Annotated in this window: 3 protein-coding genes; all 3 read left to right on the top strand. The window is 26.3% G+C overall.

What is annotated here, in order from left to right:
- Window positions 1-48 precede the first annotated feature (48 nt).
- The gene (locus tag ACFP1Z_RS33590; RefSeq protein ID WP_198968523.1) at window positions 49-444 is read left to right on the top strand and encodes a hypothetical protein; all 396 of its coding nucleotides are present in this window, start codon (window positions 49-51) and stop codon (window positions 442-444) included.
- 25 nt (window positions 445-469) lie between these two features.
- Window positions 470-1,792, top strand: coding sequence for a BREX system Lon protease-like protein BrxL (locus tag ACFP1Z_RS33585; RefSeq protein ID WP_198968524.1), 1,323 nt, complete (start codon window positions 470-472; stop codon window positions 1,790-1,792).
- A 2-nt stretch (window positions 1,793-1,794) separates the two neighbouring features.
- Window positions 1,795-2,312, top strand: a 518-nt coding sequence (locus tag ACFP1Z_RS33580; RefSeq protein WP_390321857.1) for a PD-(D/E)XK nuclease family protein, incomplete at its 3' end; no start/stop codon positions are given.

The following is a 2,312-nucleotide window of genomic DNA, read 5'->3' as shown; positions in this document are numbered from 1 at the left end:
AAAGATATAAAAATGTCATAATTAAAAGATATTTTTAGAGGGAGAAACATGGCGTCCCTTAAACAAATACTGGATGAATTAGGAAAACAAGCTAAAGAACAAAACAAGATAGCTAGTAGAATTTTAAAGATAAAGGGAATAAAAAGAATTGTTGTACAATTAAATGCGGTTCCACAGAATGGTTCAATAAGATATTCAATGACAATCCATAGTCAAAACAATTTCAGGAAACAAATTGGAATAACGCCACAAGACGCAGAAGATTTAAAATTGATTGCAGAGTTTCTAGAGAAATATGCAGACTTTCTTAATGAATATGTAAAGTTTACTCCAAGGAATAATAGCACAGTTCAAGAAGAAGAACTAGACATGGAGCAACAAGAAGAAAAAGAAGAAAAACCTAGTACGAAAAGCAGAAAGAAGAACGTAGAGGAGGAGTTTTAAAACGTCATAAAGTCATTTTTTTTTCATGAATGAAACTACACAACAGAATCTTCAATTATTTGAAAAGTTAAAAAGTCATTCTTTTTTTTATAATCCAAGAGATAATGAAAGAATTTTAAGTCTAATTCTTGGCGAAAAACAAGTTGAAGAAAATAAGAAAATTGAGATTTTGAAAGCTTACAAGAGAGGAATTGATTCTCAATATTTTAGTGCTAATTTGCCATATTATAACGAAATAAAATTTATAAGTAAAATTACTGGATTTAAAGTTAAAGATGATCTAGTAATTGCAAAATTTCAAAATGGTTTTACTGGAGATTTTGATCCACATGAAATTGCTGATAATCCAGATGATTTTTATAATCTTATTTCTTCATATATGTTTGTAAAGATCAAAAAAGGATCAGAAAACTGGTTTATTGATGAAATATTTTCTATAGAACCGCCTAATAATTTTGAAATTGCAAAAGAAATTCTAGAAGAAGCTGATAAACAACATTTAACTTATGCTATTCTATTGCAAGCTTTTGGATATGATTCACAAAAGATGGATTCAGATGATATTTTCTTAACTTTACCACGATTATTCCCACTTTTCAAATCTCCAATTACTAAAAGACAGATAAACACAATAGAAATTTCAAATAGAGGTACTGGAAAAACTACAACATTTATGATTTTACAAGAAGTTTTCAATTTTCGTTATTATACAGAACCTCCAACTTATGCAAATTTGATCTATGATGCTAGAAATAATATGTACGGTTCAGTATTTTTATCAAACGGATTAATTTTTGACGAAATACAAACTTGGAAAGATGGATATGCAGTTAAAGAATTAAATTCTATAAATTCTACATTATCTACTGGAATTGAAAATTGCATTTGGACAAGAGGAGCAGGTACAGAAAGTAAATCTGCTACAATTCAAAAATGTATTCCAATTATTTATGCTGGAAATCCTTTCTCTTTAACTTTAGATAAATATCAAACTCCAGATATAGAATCATATTTACAACAATATGAAATTTTTACGCCGGCAATTTTAGATAGAATTCATATTATTCAATTAGCAATTAAGAAAACTTATGATAAAATAATAAATGCTAGAGTTCTTTATCCTTCAATTCTAAGAGCATTAGTGGAATTAATTCAGGAAAAAATTAACAGAACTACAAATTATGCGGACTGTGGAAATCTAGAAAGTAGAAGAAAAGAACAATCTATAGATATTCAAATACTTTTACAAGCTTTAGATATAGATTTGCAAATTGGAAAAGTTTCAAATGAAGAAGTATGTAATAAAATTGTAAATCTAATGAGATTTAGCAATTTAGGAGGATGGTGAAAATGAATTATGAAGATCATATAAAAGAAAGTTTTAAAGTTAAATATCCTAGTGATACAATTTTTCCAAGTGAAGTTGGTATTTGTTATAGAAAAAGCTATCTTGCTAGAAATATTGAATTTGAGAGAGGAATAAATGAAATTTATCTTGATCTAGGAGAACAATATCATGAGAGAATTGAACAATATTTTAAAGAAAAATTGAATTGTCAAACTGAAGTTGAAATTAAAGATGAAGTTGAGGGAATGAAAATTAGCGGTAGAATTGATATAATTTGTAATAATGACTTATTGGAAATTAAAACAATTAGTTATAATTATTTCCAAGTAAAAGAATATCATTTATACCAAGTCGCATTATATTATCATATTTTGAAAAAGCAAAATTATCAAATCAATAATGTATATATTATATATTTAAATAGAAACACTAGAGAAGTTAAGCAATTTAAAATTGATGAAAAAGTTTTAGAAAATTATTATCAAAAAGTTATTGAATGGATAAAGAAATTTAAAGAATA

Source organism: Streptomyces gamaensis (genome assembly GCF_042656465.1).
Classification (GTDB): Bacteria; Actinomycetota; Actinomycetes; order Streptomycetales; family Streptomycetaceae; genus Streptomyces; species Streptomyces gamaensis.
Note: the sequence above shows the minus strand (reverse complement) of the source record. Positions and strands in the feature narration are given on the sequence as shown.